Source organism: Microbacterium sp. LKL04 (genome assembly GCF_900102005.1).
GTDB lineage: Bacteria > Actinomycetota > Actinomycetes > Actinomycetales > Microbacteriaceae > Microbacterium.
Map to the genome: position 1 here is coordinate 225530 of NZ_LT627736.1, position 16803 is coordinate 242332.

Here is a 16803-nt window from a genome sequence, read left to right on the forward strand (position 1 = left end):
CGGCGCGGGAGTAGGGTCGTCGCATGCGTTTCGTGTCGGATCTGCCCTCGTGACCGCGCTCCCGACCACCGACCGTACGCCGCGCTACTACCTGAGCGCCCTCGCGATCGGCCTGCTCGCCGGGCTCATGTCGGGGATGTTCGGCGTCGGCGGCGGCACGGTCATCGTCCCGCTCCTGCTGACGCTGCTCGTCTTCGATCAGCGGCGGGCAGCGGGGACCTCGCTCGCCGCCATCGTGCCGACCGCCGCCGTGGGCGTCATCTCCTACGCCGCCGTCGACGCCGTCGCCTGGATCCCCGCGATCATCCTCGCGGCGGCCGCCGTCGTCGGCGCTCAGATCGGCACCTGGCTGCTGGCGCGGCTGCCCCAGAACGCGATCCGCTGGGGCTTCATCGCCTTCCTCGTCGTCGTGATCGTGATGCTGTTCATCGTGGTGCCCTCCCGTGAGGCGGAGGTCCCCTTGACGTGGGGCACCGGCATCGGGTTCGCGGTGCTCGGTGTCTTCACCGGGATCATGGCGGGCCTCCTCGGTGTCGGCGGCGGCGTCATCGTCGTGCCGGCGCTCATGTTCCTCTTCGGCACGAGCGACCTCGTCGCCAAAGGAACCTCGCTGCTGATGATGATCCCGACCGCGATCTCGGGGACGATCGGCAACCTCCGGCGCCACAACGTCGACCTCGTCGCGGCGGCGGTCATCGGCGTCGCGGCGTGCACGACCACGGCCCTCGGCGCCTGGCTTGCGACCCTCGTCGATCCCTTCACGGCGAACGTCCTCTTCGCGGTCTACCTCACCTTCATCGCGGTGCAGCTCGGGGTCAAAGCGGTCCGCGCCCATCGCGCCCGCTGACCGGGCCCGCAGGAGGCCCGGACGGTAGGATCGTGCGGTGCCTGTGAATCCCGAGTTGCTCGGTCGAGCCTTCCCGCCGACCGCCCCGTACCTCGTCGGCCGCGAGAAGGTGCGCGAGTTCGCCCGCGCCGTCTTCGCGACCGACCCGCAGCACGACGACCCCGCCGCCGCCCAGGCCCTCGGCTACGCCGACGTCGTCGCGCCGCCCACTTTCGCGATGGTGATCCAGGACATCACCCTGCAGCAGCTGCTGAGCGAACCGGACTCGGGCATCGTGCTCGAGCGCGTCGTGCACGCCGAGCAGCGCTTCCGCTACACGCGGCCCATCGTCGCCGGCGACGAGCTGACCGGGCGTCTGACGGTCACCGGCATCCGTGCGTTCGGCAAGGGTGCGATGGTGACGAGTGAGGCCGAGATCACGGATGCCGGTGGCGACCATGTCGTCACGGCGACGTCCGTCCTGCTGGTCGGAGGAGACGAATGACCTCTCTTGAGATCGGCACCGTCGTGGCCGAGCGCACCGTCCACCTGACCCGCGCGTCGCTCGTCCGGTACGCGGGCGCGTCGGGCGACTTCAACCCCATCCACTACAACGACGCCGTCGCCGAGCGCGTCGGCCTGCCCGGCGTCCTCGCCCACGGCATGCTGACGATGGGTCTCGCCGTCGAGACGATCGTCGAGTGGCTCGGCGACTCCGGGCGCATCCTCGAATACGGTGTGCGCTTCACGCGCCCTGTCGTCGTCGACGCCGAGACCGGAGCCGACGTCACGGTCGTCGCGAAGGTCGGCGCGCTCGACGGCGACGCCGTTCGCATCGACCTGACCGTCAGCCACGACGGCACCACGGTCCTCGGCAAGGCGCAGGTGCGCGTCCGCGCGGCATCCTGATGCCCGAGATCACGCCCGTCCCGCTCTCCCAGCTCACGACGCTCCGCGTCGGCGGGTCGCCGCAGCGGATGATCGAGGCGACGACGGCAGACGAGCTCGCCGACGCGCTCCGCGATGTCTGGGCGGCGGGGGACCCGTGGCTGGTCCTCGGCGGCGGCTCGAACCTGCTGTTCGCCGACGACGAGTTCGAGGGCACGGTGATCCTCGTCCGATCCACCGGGATCGAACGGCTGCCCTCGCCGAACCCGGGTCACGTGCGCCTCAGAGTGCAGGCGGGCCACTCGTGGGACGACCTCGTGGCGCAGACGGTCGCGGCGGGTCTGAGCGGGATCGAGGCCATGGCGGGGATCCCCGGCACGACCGGCGCCGCTCCCATCCAGAACATCGGTGCGTACGGCCAGGAGATCGTCGAGACGCTCGTCGAGGTGGAGCTGATCGACGAGTCGACCGGAGAGGTGTCGGTGGTCCCGGCATCCGATCTCGGTCTCGGTCTTCGCACGTCGGTCCTGAAGAAGCACTACGGCTCGGTGCCCGAGCGTTCCGCCGTGATCCTGTCGGTGACCCTCGAACTCGCGCAGGTCGGCCACAGCGCCGTTCCCGTCCGCGGGGCGCAGCTGCGGTCGGCGCTGGGACTCGACGCGGATGCCGCGGTCCCGCTCGCGTGGATCCGCGAGACCGTCCTCGAGATCCGCGCCCGCAAGGGCATGGTGCTCGACGAGGACGACCACGACACGTGGAGTGCCGGGTCGTTCTTCCAGAACCCCGTCGTGTCGGCGCAGTTCGCCGCGACCCTCCCCGCGGAGGCGCCGCGCTGGTCGATGGCCCCCGCCCTCGAGGCGGATCGCGTCATCCCGCTCGACCGGTTCGAGGGGTTCATCCCGCCGCGCACCGGGGGACCCGCTCCCGTCAAGATCAGCGCCGCCTGGCTGATCGAGCACGCGGGGATGCGCAAGGGCTTCCGCCTGCCCGGGTCGCAGGCATCGCTGTCGACCAAGCACGCCCTCGCGCTCACGAACCGGGGACGTGCGACGGCCGAGGAGGTCGCCGCCCTCGCGCGGCTCATCCAGCAGCGCGTGCAGTCCGAGTTCGGTGTGCTCCTGCAGCCCGAGCCGGTGTTCTTCGACGTCGAGCTCTGACTCGGCTCACCCGACGCCGAGGTCCCACTCCAGCCGGGAAAAGTGCTCTCATTCCCGGCCGGAGTGGGACGTCGGCGATCGTCGGCGGAGTCCGCCGGCCTCAGGCGAAGAGGCGCTGCAGGCGCTGGACGCCTTCGAGCAGCTGGTCCTCGCCGAGCGCGTACGACAAGCGCAGGTAGCCCGAAGGGCCGAAGGCCTCGCCCGGGACGACGGCCACCTCGGCGCGCTCGAGGATGAGGTCGGCGAGCTCGAGGGAGGTCTCGATGCGGACGCCGTCCCATTCACGGCCGAGCAGGCCCGTCACGTCGGGGTAGACGTAGAAGGCACCGAGCGGGTTCGGGACGGTGACGCCCGGGATCTTCGCGAGTTCGGAGACGATGAGCCCGCGACGACGGTCGAACGCCTGCCGCATCTTCTCGGCCTCGTCCTGCGGCCCGGTGAGGGCGGCGAGGGCGGCGCGCTGGGCGATGTTGTTGACGTTGGAGGACAGGTGCGACTGCAGGTTGCCGGCGACCTTGATGGCGTCGGCGGGGCCGACCATCCAGCCCACGCGCCAGCCGGTCATGGCGTACGTCTTCGCGACGCCGTTCACGAGAATCGTCTGACCGGCGAGCTCCGGCACGGCCTCGACGATGGACTGGGCCCGCGCGCCCTCGTAGACGAGGTTCTGGTAGATCTCGTCGCTGATCACCCAGATGCCGTGGGCGAGGGCCCACTCGCCGATGGCCTTCGTCTCGTCGGGTGTGTAGACGGCGCCGGTCGGGTTCGACGGCGACACGAACACGAGCACCGTGGTCTTGTCGGTGCGGGCAGCTTCGAGCTGGTCGACGGTGACCTTGTACTCCTGGTCGGCACCGGCGAACACCTCGACGGGCACGCCGTCGGCGAGGGCGATGGCCTCGGGGTACGTCGTCCAGTAGGGGGCCGGGAGGAGGACCTCGTCGCCGGGGTTCACGACGGCCTGGAAGGCCTGGTACACCGACTGCTTGCCGCCGTTGGTGACGATGACCTGCGACGGCGCGACCTCGAGACCCGAGTCGCGGAGCGTCTTCGCGGCGATCGCCTCGCGCAGGACCGGGAGGCCGCCGGCGGGCGTGTAGCGGAAGTTCGCGGGGTCGCGCAGGGCCTCGGCTGCGGCATCCACGACGAACTGCGGCGTCGCGAAGTCGGGCTCTCCGGCCGCGTACGAGATCACCGGGCGACCGGCGGCCTGCAGGGCCTTGGCCTTGGCGTCGACCTTGAGGGTCGCGGACTCGGCGATGGCGGAGAGCTTGCGGGAGACGGGGGCGCGTTCGGTCACCCTCCGAGCGTACCGTCGGGCATCGCCCGGACGAGAGGTGTGTCGCGGGTCAGCGCGTGGGGCGCGTGAGGATCTCGTTGCCCGATTCGAGGATGGCCACCGTGTGCTCGGTGTGCGCGGTGCGGCATCCCGTCGCGCTCCGGAGCGTCCAGCCGTCGTCGTCGACCTTCAGCTCGTCGGTGTCGACCATGACCCACGGCTCGATCGCCAGCATGAGGCCCGGGCGCAGACGGTAACCGCGGCCCGCGCGGCCGATGTTCGACACGTGCGGGTCCTGGTGCATCGTCGTGCCGATGCCGTGACCGCCGAACTCGGTGTTGACGGGGTAGCCCGCTGCGGTGAGGACGTCGCCGATCGCGGCCGAGATGTCACCGATCCGGGCGCCGGGCTGCGCCGCCTCGATGCCGGCGGCCAGGGCCTCCTGGGTCGCGGTGATCAGCGGGTCGTTCTCGGCGTGGGCGCCGCCGCCGACGGTGAAGCTGATCGCGGCGTCCGCGGCGACGCCGCTCGTCTTGATCGCGAGGTCGAGGGTCAGGAGGTCGCCCGCGACGACACGCTGGTCGCGGGGCCGGCCGTGGAGGACGGCGTCGTTCACGGCCGTGCAGATGTAGTGGCCGAACGGGCCGCGACCGAACGACGGCGCGTAGTCGACGTAGCAGGACTCGGCGCCCGCGCCGAGGATCATGTCCTTCGCCCACGCGTCGATCTCGAGGAGGTTCGTCCCCGGCTTCACGCGCTCCTTGATCCCGTGCAGGATGTCGCCGACGAGTCCACCCGTCGTGCGGGCACGGTCGATCTGGTCAGGGGTGAGGATCTCGATCACGAGGCAGTCCGTTCGGTCGGCAGGCGCAACGGACAATCATACGTCCGCACCGTGAAGGCTGGTCGGGAGCGTAGCGCAGCGCCGCCGGCTGACCGGCCCGGGCGCTTCACAGCCCGCTCCACTACGGTGGATAGGTGAGTGACCCCCAGACCCCGACCGAACCCGCAGACACCCCCGCCCTCCCCGGCTTCGACGAGCTGGGTCTGACCGGTCCCGTCCTCGCCGCCATCAAGGACCTCGGTTACGAGACGCCCTCCGCGATCCAGGCCGCGACCATCCCCGTCCTCCTCGGCGGCCGCGACGTCGTCGGAATGGCGCAGACCGGTACCGGCAAGACGGCCGCATTCGCGCTGCCGATCATGGAGAACCTCGACCTGACGCAGAAGACGCCGCAGGCGCTCGTCCTGGCCCCGACCCGTGAGCTCGCGCTCCAGGTCTGCGAGGCGTTCGAGTCCTACGCCGCCCGCATGAAGGGCGTTCACGTCCTCCCCGTCTACGGCGGCCAGGGCTACGGCGTGCAGCTGTCGGCCCTTCGCCGCGGTGTGCACATCGTCGTCGGCACCCCCGGCCGCATCATGGACCACCTCGAGAAGGGCACGCTCGACCTCTCGCAGCTGAAGAACCTCGTCCTCGACGAGGCCGACGAGATGCTGAAGATGGGCTTCGCCGAGGACGTCGAGCAGATCCTCGCCAAGACGCCCGCCGAGAAGCAGGTCGCCCTGTTCTCGGCGACCATGCCGGCATCCATCCGTCGTCTCGCGCAGCAGTACCTGCGCGACCCGGAGGAGATCACGGTCAAGACCAAGACCTCCACGAACACGAACATCACGCAGCGCTACCTGATCGTGTCGTACCAGCAGAAGGTCGACGCCCTCACGCGCATCCTCGAGGTCGAGGACTTCGACGGGATGATCATCTTCGTCCGCACGAAGAACGAGACCGAGACCCTCGCCGAGAAGCTGCGCGCCCGCGGCTTCAGCGCGGCGCCGATCAACGGCGACATCCCGCAGCCGCAGCGCGAGCGCAGCATCCAGCAGCTCAAGGACGGCAAGCTCGACATCCTCGTCGCAACCGACGTCGCCGCGCGCGGTCTCGACGTGGAGCGCATCAGCCACGTCGTGAACTTCGACATCCCGACCGACACCGAGTCGTACGTGCACCGCATCGGCCGCACCGGCCGCGCCGGGCGCAAGGGCGACGCGATCAGCTTCGTGACCCCGCGCGAGCGCTACCTGCTCGCGCACATCGAGCGCGCGACGCGTCAGGCGCCGACGCAGATGCAGCTGCCGACGACCGAGGACATCAACTCGACCCGTCTCGCCCGCTTCGACGACGCGATCACCGCCGCGCTCGCCGAGACGGACCGCATCACCGGGTTCCGCGACGTCATCGCGCACTACGTCCGCAACCACGACGTGCCCGAGCAGGACGTCGCCGCCGCCCTCGCCGTCGTGGCGCAGGGTGAGACGCCGCTGCTGCTCGACCCGGCAGCCGACCAGCTCGCCAAGACGCTGGCCGCCGACGCCGAGCGCGGCACGCGCAAGGACCGGCCGGCACGCGCCGACGGCCCCCGCGAGCGCCGCGGCAAGGGCGACTTCACGACGTACCGCATCGCGGTCGGGCGTCGTCAGCGCGTCGAGCCGCGCCAGATCGTCGGAGCGCTCGCGAACGAGGGCGGCCTCGGCCGTGACGACTTCGGCGCGATCACGATCCGTCCCGACTTCTCGCTCGTCGAGCTCCCGACCTCGATGGATGCCTCGGTCCTCGAGCGTCTGAAGGGCACCCGCATCTCGGGCCAGCTCATCGAGATCCGCCCCGATCGCGGCCGCCCCGGCGGCGAGCGTCCCAAGCGCTCCTTCGACGACCGCCCGAAGCGCTCGTACGACGACCGCCCGGAGCGCAAGCCGCGTCACGGCCGCGACTGACGGCATCCGCTGAGCGAGCGGCGTGCCGCGGCATCCGCTCGGTCGGCGATATCCGGCCGCCGTTTCGGGCCAGGGCCGCTGCCGGTCGCGGATGCAAGGGATCGCGCGCGACGCGCCGGGTGAAGGGTGAGACTTGCGGTGTGTCGCGCCGAAACTCTTGCATCCGCTGACGGCCGCCCCGCCCTACCGCTCAGCCGTCCGCACCCCCGGTGATGGCGGCGCGGATGCGGTCGACCGCGATCTTCGGTGTGCGGTCGGCGGTCACCAGCCCGTTGGTCTCCTGCAGCGTGTCGGTGAGCTGGGTGTAGCAGAACCCGGCGAGCACCTCGCTCGCGTGGACGGCTGCCATGAGGCCCTCGAAGCGCTCCGCGAAGTCGTCCGGTGAGGTCGCGGAGGAGTACCCCCACGCCCCTTCGGCCGCCGCGGTGTCGAACGAGATGCCGCCGAACTCGGTGAGCATCACGGGCGCATCGGCGACATCGCCGCTGAGGATCAGGTCGCGACCCGCGGGGCCCGTGGTGTCGAGAAGGTGCCGGATGCCGGCATCCGTCCGATAGCGCTCCCGAACCACCTCGGGCCGCCACTCGTAGTCGTGGATCGCGACGATGTCGGTGTCGACCTGCTCCCAGCCGTCGTTCGAGACGACGGGGCGGGTCGGGTCGAGAGCCTTCGTCAGCGACACGAGCGCTCGGGCGAAGTGCTGCATGCGCGGGTCGCTCGCGATGTGCTGCACGCCCCAGCTCTCGTTGAGCGGCACCCACGTGACGATCGAGGGGTGGGATGCGTCGCGCCGCACGACCTCGAGCCACTCGCGCGTTGTCCGCTCGATCGCGGTCTGCGTGAACGTGTAGGTGCCGGGCGCCTCGCCCCACACCAGCAGGCCCAGCTGGTCGGCCGCGAGCAGGAACCGGGGGTCCTCGAACTTCTGATGCACGCGTGTCGCCGTGAAGCCGAGCGAGCGGATCAGCTCGACCTCGTCGCGCAACGCCTCCGCCGACGGCGCAGCGAGATGCGTGTCGGGCCAGTAGCCCTGATTGAGGACCGACCGCACGAAGTACGGGCGGTCGTTCAGCCAGAACCGGCCCCGGGCGACGTGGGCGGTCCGGATGCCGAGGTACGAGTCCACGACGTCGTCGCCGACCGTGATCCTCGCGTCCACGAGGCGAGGGTGCTCGGGCGACCACAGCAGTTCCTCGTACGCCTGACCGTGCGCGAGGTCCGCGACGGGCAGGATCACGGTCACCTCGCGCGCTGCGGACCTGACCGCGCCTCTAACGAGCGTGCGCCCCTCGAACGACAGATCGACCTCGATCCCGGTTTCCGACGGAGCGGACAGCTCGAGGTCGAGGGTGATCGTGCCCCCGCGCGGATCGGTCGTCCAGCGGACGGCTGCGACGTGCACCTCGGGCACGCTCTCGAGCCAGACCGGCTGCCAGATCCCGGACGTCCGGTGGTACCAGATCGAATGCGGCTGCTCGAGCCAGTCCTGCTTGCCGCGGGGCTGCGCGATATCGGTGGGATCGTCCTCGACCCGCACGACGACCGTCCGCTCTCCCGCGGCGACGGCGGTGGTGATGTCGAAGGAGAACGGCGTGTGACCGCCCTCGTGCCGCCCGACGGAGCGACCGCCGATCCAGACTTCGCAGCGGTAGTCGACGGCGCCGAAATGCAGCAGCAGGCGGCGCCCGTCACCGTGCCCGGCGGCATCCAGATCCGGGTCGGTGAGGTCGCGCGAGTACCAGAGCACGCGGTGCGGGCCGGTGTCCCCGACTCCCGAGGCGGTCGATTCGGGCGGGAAGGGGACGATGATCCGACCCGAACGGATGCCGGTGCCCTCCCAGCCGAGCCGGGCCCCGGCATCCTCGTCGTCGAAGGCGAAGCCCCAGGTCCCGGTGAGGTCGGCCCACGCGCCTCGGACGAGCTGGGGTCTCGGGTAGGTGCCGTCCTGCGTGCTCGCGCGGAAGGTGACATCGTCGTCGCTCATGCGCACCAGCATGCCCGACCTCGGGGCGGTGTGCGCGCCGCGGTGAGACTCGGGTCGAGCCGCGGAGATCCTCGAGACGCGCCGCCGTACGGCATCCGTCCGTCGGAGTGTCGGCTCGGATCTCCGCCGTACGGCTCGCCTCAGGCGCGATCGCAGTGGATGCCGGCGTCCAGAAGCCCGCGCAGGGCGGCGACGACGGTGTCCCAGTCGTGGACGATCATCGCGTAATCGACCCGCAGCGTGACGTAGCCCCATGCCGCCGCGTTCGCGTCGCGCACCAGGTCGCGGTGGCGCGCCGCGGGTGATGCGTGGTGCTCCGCGCCGTCGGCCTCGAGGATGATCCGGTCGCCGATGAGGAAGTCGACCCGTCCGACGGAGGTGATCTCGACCTGGGCGCGCATCGAGACGCCGGTGCCGCGCAGTCGCCAGCGCAGGAGCGATTCGAGGCCGCTCTCGGAGTGCGGCCCGGCGAAGTCCAGGGCCGCGCGGGCCGCGTCTCCGCACGTCCGGCGCAGCCACGCGCGGCCCGCAGGCGTGAGCATGCCGAGGTGCAGCGCCGACTCGACTGCCACGAAGAACTCCTCGACTCCGCGGCACAGCCAGATCTGCCGCAGCACGCGAGGAACGGATGCCGGCGCGAGGCGCCCGGGCGCCGGTGCAGCGTCCCAGTGGTCGAGGCACCGGCATCCGTCATGGGGAAGGCGGTGACCGTCGGCCCGCATCCACACATGGATGTCGGCGCCGACATCGAGCGTCCACAGGCCGAGGTGGCGAGCCGCACTCACGCAGCCGAGGACGCCGCCGTGCCGCGCGGCATCCCGCACGGGCGCGCACGCCCCGCGGGTGGCGTAGGTGCCGCGGCGGACCCGAGAGATCGCGCCCGCCCGTGCCGCGGCGGCGATGGCTGAGGGACTCAGGCCCGATCTCCGGAGTTCCGCCGTCGTCGTCAGCCCAGCGCCGTCCTCGCACACGACCGCACCCTCTCGTGAAGCCGTCCTCAGGTGTCGTCCACCCGCCGAGGTCGTGGATCACGCACCCATCGACGTGCGGGTGGAGGAGTCCTCGGCGGCGATGCGCATTGCCGCGTCAGCGGCGGAGATCCACCGCGACACGCCGTGGAACACCCCGGCGAGCCCGGCGCGCCGCCCAGATCTCCGCCGTTCGTCAGCCCCTCGCCCCGCCTCACCCCCCGAGGTGCAAGGCCGCCCACAGCTCGGCGCGGGCGGCGAACGACGACAGGTCGACGCCGAGGATGCGCTCTGCGGCGGCGAGGCGCGTGCGGACGGTGTGCCGGTGGACCCCGAGCGCGGTCGCGGCGGTGTCGTTCGAGCCGTCGGCGACGACCCAGGCCCGGAGGGTCTCCTCGAGCCGGGCGCCGTGCGCGCGATCGTGCTCGCGCAGCGGGTCGAGGTAGGCCGCGGCGACCGTCGACGCCTGCCCCGCCGACAGGGCCGAGAGGATGCCGCGGGCCTGCACCTCTTCGAAGCGCACGATCTCGGGGGCGGCGGCGCGGCCCCGGGCGGCGCGTGCCTGGTCGAGCGCGCGGGCGACGTCGGCGTATCCCGCCGGTTCCGAGACCCCGAGTCGGAGCGCGAAGCGCGCCGGAATCTCCTCGAGCGTCGCGGCGGCCGAGGCGGGGACCACGATCACGACGTCGTCGTCGAGGGTGCCGTACAGCAGTGCCCCGTGCCGCTCGTCGGCGCGGAGCTCGAGGACGTCGATGAGAGCGTGCGTGCGGGGACCCGCGGCATCCGCCACCGCCACCACGACCGGAGCGGCGGGCAACGGCCCCCAGACGTCGCGTGAGATCTGCCGGGCGAGGCCGGGGTCGCCGGTGAGGAGCGACCGGACCATCCCGGAGCGGAGTGCGGTGCGGGCGCGCGAGAGGCGCTGGTGCTGCTCGAGCGCGAGGCCTGCCATCGCGATCACGGCGGTCACGACGTCGCGGCCGGCCTGGTCGAGCTCGCTCGCCGCGATGGCGAGGACGCCGCGCAGGCTCCCGCCCCGCCCCAGGGTCTGCAGCGTGAACGCGTCGGTGTCGGAGCGCAGCGACGAGCCCGCGCGGGCGCCGCGACGCAGGACCGCGTCGACCTCCGTCCTCAGCACAGCGGATGCGTCGGCCGTGAGGCTCCCCGCCGGGTGCTCGCGGACGAGCTCGCCGGCCGCGTCGTACATCCCCACCCACGTGTCGAGCTGACGCGCGAGCTCGGCGATGGTCGCGTCGAGCCCGTCGGGCCGCAGCGCCGCGAGCGCGATCGCGCGCTGCGCGGACAGCGCCCAACTGCGCCGGGCGTACGCCTGCGCCGCGACGGCCTCGGCGTTGGCGCGCGCGACGGCGATGAAGGGCGTGTCGTACGGCACCTCGAACAGCGGCAGGTTCGCGCGTCGGCACGCGGCGGCGAGTCCCGGCGGGATGCCGTCGCGAGCCACCTCGGTCCCGAATCCCAATGCGGCCACGCCGCGATCCACGAGTCGCCGCACATAGGCGTCGAAGGGGTAGCGGATGCCGGCGGGGAACTGCGTGCCGGTGGTCAGGAGGACGAGGTCGTCGGCGAGGAACGGGGTCGGGTCGTCGAGGTCGGAGCTGTGCACCCACCGCGTCGCGCGGTCGAGGGCGCCCGGCGGCAGGTCGTCCTCCTCGCCCGCGAGGCTCAGCCGGAGCTCCCCGCGGCCGAGGAGGGCGCGCAGGGTGGGGTCGGCATCCCGAGCAACCATGCGGCCTCCCTTCTGTACGCGTCGTACAGTCCTGACGCGAGAATAGACGCAACGGCGAGTGACCGCACGCACGCACCCCTCTACGCTCGCCGCATGAGCACCTCGATCGCCTCCGTCAGCACGCCCCTCGGTGGACCGTCCCTTCCGCAGGAACGCCGCCTCGAGACCGCGATCCCCGGCCCCCGCTCGCAGGAGCTGCTCTCGCGCAAGGCGGACGCCGTCGCCGCGGGTGTCGGTCACACCGTTCCGATCGCGGCCGTCGCCGCCGGTGGAGGCGTCGTGCTCGACGCCGACGGCAACTCGCTCATCGACCTCGGCTCGGGCATCGCCGTCACGACGGTGGGCAACGCCCACCCGAAGGTCGTCGAGGCGATCGCCGCGCAGGCCGCGCAGCTCACCCACACCTGCTTCATGATCTCGCCCTACGAGTCCTACATCGAGGTCGCCGAGACCCTCAACCGCCTGACCCCCGGCGACCACGCCAAGAAGAGCGCCCTCTTCAACTCCGGCGCCGAGGCCGTCGAGAACGCGGTCAAGATCGCCCGCAAGTTCACCGGCAAGCAGGCGGTCGTCGCCTTCGACCACGCGTACCACGGCCGCACGAACCTCACGATGGCGCTGACGGCCAAGTCGATGCCCTACAAGAGCGGCTTCGGTCCCTTCGCCTCCGAGATCTACCGCGTGCCCGGTTCGTACCCGCTGCGTGACGGACTGTCCGGAGCGGATGCCGCGGCCCGCGCCATCTCGATGATCGAGAAGCAGGTCGGTGCCGACAACCTGGCCGCCGTCATCATCGAGCCCATCCAGGGCGAGGGCGGCTTCGTCGTCCCGGCCGACGGCTTCCTCTCCGCCGTCGTCGAGTGGTGCCGCGAGAACGGCGTCGTCTTCATCGCCGACGAGGTGCAGTCCGGTTTCGCCCGGACCGGCGCCATGTTCGCGAGCGAGCACTTCGGCATCGTGCCGGACCTGATCACCACGGCCAAGGGCATCGCTGGGGGAATGCCCTTGGCCGCGGTCACCGGACGCGCCGACATCATGGATGCCACGCACACCGGTGGCCTCGGCGGCACCTACGGCGGCAACCCCGTCGCCTGTGCCGCAGCCCTCGCCGCGATGGACGCGTTCGAGAACGACGGCCTCATCGAGCGGGCGCAGGAGATCGAGAAGCTCCTCACCTCCCGGCTGCGGGATCTCGCGGCATCCGATCCCCGCATCGGTGAGGTGCGCGGACTCGGAGCCATGATCGCCGCCGAGTTCGTCGACCCGACCACGGGTGCCCCCGATGCCGCGCTCACGGGTGCGATCGCGAAGGCGTGCATCGCCGCGGGCGTCATCGTCCTCACCTGCGGCACCTACGGCAACGTCATCCGGTTCCTGCCGCCCCTGTCGATTTCGGACGAGCTGCTGACGGAGGGCCTCGACGTCGTCGCCGAGGCCCTGGGGAAGGGCTGAGTATGGCGGGTACGGACAACTGGTCGAACCCCGTCTCGCCCGAGACATCGGCGGGTCTCGGGGCGGTCACGAAGGCACGCTCGAACAAGCTGCGCTCGCGACACGTGACGATGATCACCCTCGGCGGGATCATCGGGGCCAGTCTGTTCGTCGGGTCCGGCAACGTCATCCGCGAAGTCGGACCGGCCGCGATCGTCTCGTACCTCATCGGCGGTCTGCTCGTCTTCTTCGCGATGCGGATGCTGGGCGAGATGGCGGCATCCCGTCCCGCCATCGGCTCGTTCATGGAGTACGCCCGCGTCGGTCTCGGCGATTGGGCCGCGTACCTCGTGGGCTGGCTGTACTGGTACTTCTGGGTCGGCGTCCTCGCCTATGAAGCCGTTCTCGGCGGCGAGACGATGCACACCTGGATCCCGGCGCTGCCGTCCTGGGCCTGGTCGCTCATCCTCATCGCGATCTTCGTCGGAACGAACGTCATCTCGGTGCGCACCTTCGGCGAGGTCGAGTTCTGGCTGGCCAGTATCAAGGTGGTCGCCATCGTCGTCTTCCTCGGCGCCGGCATCCTCTTCGCCCTCGGGCTCTGGCCGAACGCGACGGTCGCCGTCCCCAACTTGTGGGAGCACGGCGGCTTCGCCCCCAACGGCATCGGCGTCGCCTTCACCGGCGTAGCCCTCGTGATCTTCTCCTACTTCGGCACCGAGATCGCCGTCATGGCCTCGGCCGAATCGGTCGACCCCGCCAAGGGCATCCGGCAGGCGACGAGCACGATCATCTGGCGCATCCTGCTCTTCTTCGTCGGATCGGTCCTCGTCATCGTGACGGTCGTCCCGTGGGACGAACTCCCCGTGCCGACCGACGTCGCCAACGCCCCGTTCACGATCGCGCTGTCGAAGTTCGGCATCCCCTTCGCCGACGTCATCATGCAGCTCGTCATCTTCACGGCGGTCATCTCGGTGCTCAACTCGGGCCTGTATTCGGCGTCGCGCATGTTCGCCGCGCTCGCCGACAAGGGGTTCGCCCCGAAGGTCGTCGCCACCCGCTCGCGGACCGGCGTCCCCGTCATCGCGCTGCTCGCCTCCACCATCGGCGGCCTGATCGCGACGCTCGTCAACTTCGTCGCGCCGAGCTCGGGCATCTTCGACTTCATCATGAACTCGGCCGGACTCGTCGCCCTCTTCGTCTATGTCTTCATCGCCCTCACGCAGATGCGGCTGCGCCAGAAGATGACCCCCGACGAGGTCGCGAAGCTGAAGCTCAAGGTCTGGCTGCACCCGTGGCTCAACATCCTCCTCATCGCGTCCATCGCCGCCGTCGTGGTGGTCATGCTCACCTCCGAGTCCGGCCGTGCGCAGGTGTGGACGAGTCTCATCGCCACCGGCGTGCTGCTCGTGTTCTGGCCGCTCGTCCGTCGCAACCTCCGTCGCCGTCCCGACCACGCGTCGAACGAGCGCATCCCCTCCAACGAAGGAGTCGTGAATGACTGAGATCACCCGTGACGTCGTCATCGTGGGCGCCGGTGCCGCCGGCCTCACCGCAGCGAACGAACTGCGCAAGGCGGGGCTCTCGGTCGCGGTCCTCGAGGCTCGCGAGCGCGTCGGCGGCCGGCTGTGGACCGACGTCATCGACGGCGCCATGCTCGAACTCGGCGGTCAGTGGGTCTCGCCCGACCAAGACGCGCTCATCGACACGGTGGCCGAACTGGGACTCGACACCTTCAGCCGATACCGCGAGGGCGACAGCGTCTACGTCGGCCCCGACGGCGCCGTCTCGCGCTTCACGGGGGAGATGTTCCCCGTGAGCCCCGAGACCGAGCGGACGATCGACGAGATCACCCAGCGCCTCGACGCGATGGTCGCCGAGATCGACCCCGACCGTCCGTTCGCGCACCCGAAGGCCGCCGAGTGGGACACGATCACGTGGGACGCGTGGCTGCGCCAGCAGACCGACGACGACGAGGCGGTCCGCAACCTCGCCTTCGCGACCGGCTCCGCCATGCTCACGAAGCCGACCCACGCGTTCTCGCTGCTGCAGTCGCTCCTCATGGCCGCGAGCGCCGGCAGCTACTCGCACCTCGTCGACGCCGACTTCATCCTCGACAAGCGCGTCGTGGGCGGACTCCAGCAGGTCCCGGTCCTTCTCGCCGAGCGTCTCGGTGACGATGTCTTCCTGAACAGTCCCGTCCGCACCATCGAGTGGTCGGATGCCGGTGTCACGGCGCACGCGGACGGACTGACGGTCCGCGCCCGAAGCGCCGTCCTCGCCGTCGCGCCCGTGCTCTACAACCGCATCTCGTTCGTCCCGCCGATGCCGCGCCTGCAGCACCAGATGCACCAGCACATCTCGATGGGCTTCGTGATCAAGGTCCACGCCGTCTACGAGACGCCGTTCTGGCGCGAGAAGGGGCTCTCGGGCACCGCGTTCAGCCCATACGAGATCTGCCACGAGGCCTATGACAACACGAACCACGACGACCCGCGGGGCACGCTCGTCGGCTTCGTGTCGGACCGGAACGCCGACGACATGTTCCGCCTCACCGCCGAGGAGCGCAAAGAGCGCATCCTCGAGTCGCTGTCGCACTACTACGGTCCCGAGGCGAAGGACCCCGTCGTCTACTACGAGAGCGACTGGGGCACCGAGGAGTGGACCCGTGGCGCGTACGCGGCGAGCTTCGACCTCGGCGGCCTGCACCGCTACGGCGCCGATGTCCGCACCCCGGTCGGTCCGATCCAGTTCGCGTGCAGCGACATCGCCGGTGCGGGCTACCAGCACGTCGACGGCGCGATCCGCATGGGACGCCTCGCCGCGAGGAACATCCTCGAGGACGGCCGGGCATGACGAGCCGCATCGTCGTCGGCTACACCGCCACGAAGGCGGGCCGCGATGCGGTGGCCGTCGCGGGCGGGCTCGCGGCGGCATCCGGATCCGAACTCGACATCGTCCTCGTCCTGCCCGGCGAGGGTCGGAGCGTCATCACTCCGCCGGACGCCTCGTACGACCGGTACCTGCTCGGCCAGGCCGAGTCGTGGCTCGCCGAGGCGGCCGCGTCGGTGCAGGCGGGCGTCGTGCACCGCGAGCACGCGCGCTACGCGGAGTCCTTCGCCGAAGGGCTCGTCGAGGCCGCCGACGAGTTCGGCGCGACGCACCTCGTCGTCGGCGCCGCCGACGGCGGAGCCCGGGGCCGCCACCGGCTCGGCTCGACGACGAGTCAGCTCCTGCACTCCTCCGACGTCCCGGTGGTCCTCGTGCCGCGTGGTGCCCGCAAGCGGGTGACGGATGCCGGTGTCCCGCGCCTCACCGTCGCCGTCGGCACGCGCGCCGGGGCGGACATCCTCCTCGAGGAGGCCGTCGCCCTCGCATCGGCGACCGGTGCCTCGCTGCGGCTCGTCTCGCTCGTGACGGTCGATTTGCCGGCATCCGTCGACACGGGGGTCATCCGCCTCGCCGGCGCCGCCCACGCCGAGAAGGTGCTCGCCGACGTGCTCGCCGCCATCCCCGAGGGTGTCCGCGCCGACATCGTGACCGCGAAGGGCGACAGCATCGAGGACGCCGTCGCGCACCTCGACTGGCTGCCGGGCGAGATGATCCTCGTCGGCTCGAGCCGCCTGGCCCAGCCGCGCCGTCTCTTCCTCGGATCCGTCGCCGCGAAGCTCCTGAGCGAGATCCCGGTGCCGATGGTCGTCGTCCCCCGTACCCGCACCACCGACTCGTCCCGCTGACCCGAAGGAGCTCGACG

At 71.0% G+C, this 16803-nt stretch carries 14 protein-coding genes; 9 read left to right on the top strand and 5 right to left on the bottom strand.

The features are described 5' to 3' along the window. Nucleotides 1-49: 49 nt before the first annotated feature. Genes BLP38_RS01160 through BLP38_RS01175 form a run of 4 tightly spaced genes read left to right on the top strand, consistent with a single transcriptional unit; the run spans nt 50 to nt 2871 of the window. The gene (locus tag BLP38_RS01160) at nt 50-847 is read left to right on the top strand and encodes a sulfite exporter TauE/SafE family protein (protein ID WP_091351829.1); all 798 of its coding nucleotides are present in this window, start codon (nt 50-52) and stop codon (nt 845-847) included. Between the two features lie 37 nt (nt 848-884). Beyond that, nucleotides 885-1331, top strand: a complete 447-nt coding sequence (locus BLP38_RS01165) for an FAS1-like dehydratase domain-containing protein (RefSeq protein WP_165971285.1) — start codon at nt 885-887, stop codon at nt 1329-1331. Next, on the top strand, nt 1328-1735 hold the full coding sequence (locus BLP38_RS01170; RefSeq protein ID WP_091351833.1) for a MaoC/PaaZ C-terminal domain-containing protein: 408 nt from the start codon (nt 1328-1330) through the stop codon (nt 1733-1735). Before BLP38_RS01165 ends, BLP38_RS01170 begins: the two co-directional genes overlap by 4 nt. Next, nucleotides 1735-2871, top strand: coding sequence for a UDP-N-acetylmuramate dehydrogenase (locus tag BLP38_RS01175; RefSeq protein ID WP_091351835.1), 1137 nt, complete (start codon nt 1735-1737; stop codon nt 2869-2871). The genes BLP38_RS01170 and BLP38_RS01175 overlap by 1 nt, the downstream gene beginning before the upstream one ends. A gap of 100 nt (nt 2872-2971) precedes the next feature. Here the strand turns inward: BLP38_RS01175 and BLP38_RS01180 are convergent, their stop codons facing one another. Then, a complete protein-coding gene (locus BLP38_RS01180; RefSeq protein ID WP_091351837.1) occupies nt 2972-4171 on the bottom strand; it encodes a pyridoxal phosphate-dependent aminotransferase in 1200 nt (399 codons plus the stop codon). A 49-nt stretch (nt 4172-4220) separates the two neighbouring features. Further along, nucleotides 4221-4994, bottom strand: coding sequence for a type I methionyl aminopeptidase (gene map / locus BLP38_RS01185; protein WP_020098103.1), 774 nt, complete (start codon nt 4992-4994; stop codon nt 4221-4223). Nucleotides 4995-5128: 134 nt separating this feature from the next. Between map and BLP38_RS01190 the strand changes: the two genes are divergently transcribed. Further along, nucleotides 5129-6919, top strand: a complete 1791-nt coding sequence (locus BLP38_RS01190; RefSeq protein ID WP_091351839.1) for a DEAD/DEAH box helicase — start codon at nt 5129-5131, stop codon at nt 6917-6919. 190 nt (nt 6920-7109) lie between these two features. Here BLP38_RS01190 and BLP38_RS01195 read toward each other — a convergent pair whose 3' ends face one another. The 3 genes from BLP38_RS01195 to BLP38_RS01205 form a co-directional block, all read right to left on the bottom strand. Continuing rightward, a complete protein-coding gene (locus tag BLP38_RS01195; protein WP_231916537.1) occupies nt 7110-8903 on the bottom strand; it encodes a glycoside hydrolase family 2 protein in 1794 nt (597 codons plus the stop codon). Nucleotides 8904-9043: 140 nt separating this feature from the next. Then, nucleotides 9044-9874, bottom strand: coding sequence for an endonuclease domain-containing protein (locus BLP38_RS01200; RefSeq protein ID WP_231916538.1), 831 nt, complete (start codon nt 9872-9874; stop codon nt 9044-9046). Nucleotides 9875-10085: 211 nt separating this feature from the next. After that, complete coding sequence (locus tag BLP38_RS01205) at nt 10086-11618, bottom strand: PucR family transcriptional regulator (protein ID WP_091351843.1); 1533 nt, start codon at nt 11616-11618, stop codon at nt 10086-10088. 93 nt (nt 11619-11711) lie between these two features. Between BLP38_RS01205 and gabT the strand changes: the two genes are divergently transcribed. The 4 genes from gabT to BLP38_RS01225 are packed head-to-tail and all read left to right on the top strand — an operon-like array spanning nt 11712 to nt 16786. Further along, nucleotides 11712-13070, top strand: a complete 1359-nt coding sequence (gene gabT / locus BLP38_RS01210; RefSeq protein ID WP_091351845.1) for a 4-aminobutyrate--2-oxoglutarate transaminase — start codon at nt 11712-11714, stop codon at nt 13068-13070. 2 nt (nt 13071-13072) lie between these two features. Then, nucleotides 13073-14554, top strand: a complete 1482-nt coding sequence (locus BLP38_RS01215) for an amino acid permease (protein ID WP_091351846.1) — start codon at nt 13073-13075, stop codon at nt 14552-14554. Beyond that, a complete protein-coding gene (locus BLP38_RS01220; protein WP_091351848.1) occupies nt 14547-15905 on the top strand; it encodes a flavin monoamine oxidase family protein in 1359 nt (452 codons plus the stop codon). Before BLP38_RS01215 ends, BLP38_RS01220 begins: the two co-directional genes overlap by 8 nt. Next, nucleotides 15902-16786, top strand: coding sequence for a universal stress protein (locus BLP38_RS01225; RefSeq protein WP_091351850.1), 885 nt, complete (start codon nt 15902-15904; stop codon nt 16784-16786). Before BLP38_RS01220 ends, BLP38_RS01225 begins: the two co-directional genes overlap by 4 nt. The last annotated feature ends 17 nt before the right edge of the window (nt 16787-16803 follow it).

Coding starts and splice junctions, on each gene's coding strand:
- BLP38_RS01220 (WP_091351848.1), top strand. CDS start 14,547: ATGACTGAGATCACCCGTGACGTCGTCATCGTGGGCGCCGGTGCCGCC.
- BLP38_RS01215 (WP_091351846.1), top strand. CDS start 13,073: ATGGCGGGTACGGACAACTGGTCGAACCCCGTCTCGCCCGAGACATCG.
- BLP38_RS01195 (WP_231916537.1), bottom strand. CDS start 8,903: ATGAGCGACGACGATGTCACCTTCCGCGCGAGCACGCAGGACGGCACC.
- BLP38_RS01205 (WP_091351843.1), bottom strand. CDS start 11,618: ATGGTTGCTCGGGATGCCGACCCCACCCTGCGCGCCCTCCTCGGCCGC.
- BLP38_RS01170 (WP_091351833.1), top strand. CDS start 1,328: ATGACCTCTCTTGAGATCGGCACCGTCGTGGCCGAGCGCACCGTCCAC.
- gabT (WP_091351845.1), top strand. CDS start 11,712: ATGAGCACCTCGATCGCCTCCGTCAGCACGCCCCTCGGTGGACCGTCC.
- BLP38_RS01225 (WP_091351850.1), top strand. CDS start 15,902: ATGACGAGCCGCATCGTCGTCGGCTACACCGCCACGAAGGCGGGCCGC.
- BLP38_RS01175 (WP_091351835.1), top strand. CDS start 1,735: ATGCCCGAGATCACGCCCGTCCCGCTCTCCCAGCTCACGACGCTCCGC.